The sequence below is a fragment of the Bifidobacterium sp. genome (genome assembly GCF_051876855.1).
Lineage (GTDB): Bacteria > Actinomycetota > Actinomycetes > Actinomycetales > Bifidobacteriaceae > Bifidobacterium.
Genome location: NZ_JBJEIH010000045.1, coordinates 6,995 through 11,515 on the forward strand (window position 1 = coordinate 6,995; position 4,521 = coordinate 11,515).

Genomic DNA, 4,521 nt, shown 5'->3' on the forward strand with positions numbered 1-4,521 from the left:
GCGGCGCTATAGTGTAAGCAATTCGTTAATTGCAGGGTTGCAAGTCAAACAAGACGCAAGACCTGAGACATGGTGGCATTGTCATATCTGCCGCCGAGTCTCGGGTCTTTTTTGTTGACGCCTTGTAAATACGAAGTGGAAGAACAGTCCAAGGAAGGAAAGACGATGGCTGAATCAACTGCCTCGCAGATCATCGACGCGGTCGGTGGTCCGGGCAACATCAAGAGCCTGACGCATTGCGCCACCCGTCTGCGGTTCGAGCTTGTCGACGCAGGCAAGGTGGACCAGAACCGCCTCGAGCACATGAAAGGCGTGCTCGGTGCCGTCCCGCAGAGCGGTGACCGCTACCAGGTCGTCATCGGCGGCGGTGTCGCCACCATGTACGACAAGATCATGCAGTTGCCCGAAATGGCCAATATCGGCGGCGGCGAAGTCAACAACGACGGCTCCAAGAAGCTGTCCAACGCCGAAGTCAAGGCCCAGGAACGTTCCAAGGTCAAGGGCAAGCACGCATGGGTGGACAACTTCTTCGAGTTCCTGTCCGACACGTTCCGTCCGATCATCAACGTGCTGCTCGGCGCGTCGCTGATCATCGCGATTCTCAACGTGCTCATCGCCTGCCATGTCATCTCCAACGACACGGAAAGCCCGACCCTGCTGCTGTGCAAGGCAGCATACGAGGGCGTGTTCTACTTCCTGCCGATCATGATCGCCTACAACGGCGCGAAGAAGCTCAAGGTCGACGGCTGGGTCGGCGCCACCATCATGGCGGCCCTCATGACCCCGCAGTTCATGGCCCTGTCCGCGCCTGACAAGTGGGCGGGCATCTTCGGCGACAAGAGCGGTCTGGCCGCGGCCAAGAGCGCCCTCAACTGCGTGACCAACGCCACGCTGGGTACCCAGTCGTGCACCACCAAGGTGTTCGGCCTGCCGTTGCAGCTCAACGACTACTCCGGCTCCGTGTTCGTGCCGCTGTTCATGGTCGCCGTGCTCGCGCTCGTCTACAAGGGCCTCGAGCGGATCATCCCCGACAGTGTGCAGATGGTGTTCGTGCCGTTCCTGTCCATGATCATCATGATCCCGGTCACCGCCTTCCTGCTCGGCCCGCTGGGTGTGTGGGTCGGCAACGGCCTCGGTGTCGGCCTAGCATGGCTGAACAACAACGCGCCGTTCATCTTCGCGATCCTCATTCCTATGCTTTATCCGTTCCTCGTGCCTCTCGGCCTGCACTGGCCGCTCAACGCCCTCATGCTGGTCAACATCAACACGCTGGGCTACGACTTCATCCAGGGCCCGATGGGCGTGTGGAACTTCGCCTGCTTCGGCGCGACCGCAGGCGTGCTGGTCATCGCGATGCGCGAGAAGAACGTCGACATGCGTCAGACCGCGTTCGGCGCGCTCATGGCAGGCCTGCTCGGCGGCGTGTCCGAGCCGAGCCTGTACGGCATCCACCTGCGCTACAAGCTGGTGTACAAGCGCATGCTCATCGGCTGCTTCATCGGTGGCGTTGTCATCGCGATCCTCGGCTGGATCTTCCCGTCCACGCTCGCCAACGGCCAGGTTGTGCACGGCGTGACCACCACGGCCTTCGCCTTCACCTCGCTGCTGACCATCCCGGTGTTCAGCCAGATGTGGGTCTATGCGATCGCCATCGCTGTGGCGTTCTTCGTGTCCATGTTCCTGATCATCACGCTTGACTACCGCACCCCGGAGCAGAAGGCCGCCGATCATGCGGTGGAAGCCCAGCAGTCGATGGACGAGGTCGAAGCCCCGGCCGCCGCGAGCGACAATACCGCTGCAACTGCTACCGCTACCGCGACCAAGACCGCGACTGATACGGTTGTCGCCCCGGTTGCCGGCCACGTCATCTCCTTGGATGAGGCGGGCGACCCGGTGTTCGCCTCCCGCGCGCTCGGCGAGGGCGTCGGCATCCAGCCCACTGACTCCACCGTGTACGCCCCGGTGTCCGGCGAGCTGTCGACGGTCGCGGAGACCGGCCACGCCTTCGGCATCAAGACCGATGACGGGGTCGAAGTGCTCGTGCACGTCGGCATCGACACGGTCAAGATGAACGGCGAGGGCTTCACCCCGGTCGTCATCAAGGGCCAACGCGTCAACGCCGGCGACAAGTTGGTGACCGTGGACTTTGATAGAGTCAAGGCGGCAGGCTTCAACACCGTCACGCTGATGACGGTTCTGAACACCGCGGCGCTTGGCGGGGTGACCCCGAAGACGGGCATCGACGTCAAGCCGGGAGACACCGTCCTGGAGATCTCCCGCTGAATCGCGGGCTGATCGGAAGGAACGTCGTGGACATTCTCCGCGTTTTCAACAACAATGTCGTGCTTGCGCGCGACGGCGACCAGGAGGTCATCCTCACCGGCCGGGGCCTTGGTTTCAAAGCCAAGCCCGGCCAGAAGGTCGACGACTCCAAGGTCGTGCGGAAATTCGTTCCTTCCGACGGCCGCGATCCTGATCATGTAGCTGAATTGCTTGCGGATATCCCTCCGGAGACGATTCGGCTAGTCACTGACGCCATGACGCGCGTGGGGCTCGGCCAGCAAGCCGAGCAATCGCCTACGCTCGTCATGGCGCTCGCCGATCATGTGGTCGGCGCGTTGCGTCGGGCCAAGCGCGGCACCGCCGTGGAATACCCGCTCGACGCGGAGGTCCGTTCCCTGTACGCCAGGGAGTATGTCCAAGGGGAGGCGCTGGTTTCAGCGCTCAACGACAACCTGCATGATGCCCTGCCCCGCAGCGAGGCGGTGGCGTTCGCGTTGCATCTGGTCAATGCGGGCTTTTCCAACGGGGATTTGTCGTATACCTATACCATGACGGGCGTTATCCAACAGATGCTCGTCATCATCGAGAAGACCTATAATGTTTCGCTCGGCCAGCACAATATCAGTGTCGGCCGGTTCATCACGCATCTGCGTTACCTGTTCGTGCGCATCTACCAAGGTCGCCAATTGGACAGCGAGCCTGAGCCGGTGATTGAGGCGATCAGGCAATCCTATCCCGATCAGATGCGATGCGCGCAGAAAATCGCCGATGTCGTCGCAATCCGATTGGGCGCGGATCTGACTCCCGCGGAAATCGCTTATCTGGCGTTGCACGTCGCCCGCGTGGTATCAGACATCGATGAACGCGAACAGGATGACGCGTTGCCGACGGATGCTCAGCGCGATTGATTCAGATTGCTGTTGCCGGGGCAACCGCGGGAGCGGTTTCGGGTGCGCAGGTGCGTACTGACGGCGACTTGGGTGCGCAACTCGACTCAGACTCCAGTGATGTTGCCGGCGCGGATGCTGGCGCTGATACTGTTGCTGCCGCGGGGGTGGGGGCTGCTCCTGACGCTGTTGCCGTTACGGATGCCGGAACCGCCGCGCTCGCCTTGACTGGGTCGCTTTCCGGAGCACGCACGGTCAGCGATTGACGATCGACGGCGATGAGGATATGCCGTGTACGACCGAGCATATCGCCGTCCACCTCCGCAAGCGCCGCCTTTTCCAGCTTGATTTCGGCGCTGACGCCCTGCATCTGCTCGATGGTCGAATTTGTGGACAGCGGGCTTTGCTGCGGCTTCTTGGTGATGGTCTGATGAACCACGTCATTGAACAGGTTCGCCCAGCCAAGCAGGCCGCCGGTCGTGTCGATGATCTCGAAATCAAGTAGCCCGTCATCATAGGACGCGCTGGGCATCAGCGAAAACACCGGTATTTCGCCGCAATTGCCGGCCATGAACGTGCGGAATACCAGTCCGTCAACCGTGTGCGTGTTGCCGTGCGCGTCGGTCACGGTCACATCCGCCTTGAATTTCGGCGTAAACAGGTTCTTCGCCCCGCTGACGAAGTAGGCCAGCCAGCTGATGTTCTTCTTGAGTTGCGGATCGGTCTCCTCAATCATCTGCGCGTCAAAACCTACCCCGCCGATGATCATGAACGCATGCGGGTGATCTTCATTCGGGTCGTCCAGCAGAGACAGGCGCCCGACGTCGACCTTCCTTGAACCGTGCGATGTGGCGATGGTCAGGGCCGCCTCGAAGTCATCCACCGGAATGTTGAGATTCCGGGCGAACAGATTACCCGTGCCGATCGGCAGAATGCCCATCGCATGCCCGCTGCCCGACATCGCGCTCGCCACCGTACGCACCGTGCCGTCGCCGCCCACTGCGACCACGACGTCAGCGCCGTGCCCGAGCGCTTCGAGTGCGCACGCGCGGCCGTCCTTGTCAAGCTGCGTGTCAATGAACTCGAATTGTTTGATGCCTTTGCTTTCGCAGAACGACTTGATCTGGCGGCGCCGCTCGTTGGCCTGCGGTTTGGACGGATTGATGATGAACGCGTAATGAACCTGGTCGTCTTCACGCTGTTCCAGTACCTTGGCGACATGCTGGCGGCGCAGATGGCGGACAAGGAAGAATACGGCGACACTAATCGCTACGACCGCGATGATGATTGCGATAACAACAACCGCTATGGGCATCTTGGACGACTGCATAGGTTCCATTCTTACCTGTTT

The 4,521-nt window shown here is 61.2% G+C and carries 3 protein-coding genes; 2 read left to right on the top strand and 1 reads right to left on the bottom strand.

Features of this window, described 5'->3' with window-relative positions; genetic code table 11:
• The first annotated feature begins 165 nt into the window (after positions 1-165).
• Positions 166-2,283: a glucose PTS transporter subunit IIA gene (locus ACI38B_RS03820; RefSeq protein WP_439729589.1), complete on the top strand. Its 2,118-nt coding sequence runs from the start codon at positions 166-168 to the stop codon at positions 2,281-2,283.
• Positions 2,284-2,309: 26 nt separating this feature from the next.
• Positions 2,310-3,191, top strand: coding sequence for a PRD domain-containing protein (locus ACI38B_RS03825; protein WP_439729590.1), 882 nt, complete (start codon positions 2,310-2,312; stop codon positions 3,189-3,191).
• A 1-nt stretch (position 3,192) separates the two neighbouring features.
• Here ACI38B_RS03825 and ACI38B_RS03830 read toward each other — a convergent pair whose 3' ends face one another.
• A complete protein-coding gene (locus ACI38B_RS03830) occupies positions 3,193-4,485 on the bottom strand; it encodes a diacylglycerol/lipid kinase family protein (protein ID WP_439729591.1) in 1,293 nt (430 codons plus the stop codon).
• Positions 4,486-4,521: the final 36 nt, after the last annotated feature.

Coding starts and splice junctions, on each gene's coding strand:
- ACI38B_RS03820 (WP_439729589.1), top strand. CDS start 166: ATGGCTGAATCAACTGCCTCGCAGATCATCGACGCGGTCGGTGGTCCG.
- ACI38B_RS03830 (WP_439729591.1), bottom strand. CDS start 4,485: ATGCCCATAGCGGTTGTTGTTATCGCAATCATCATCGCGGTCGTAGCG.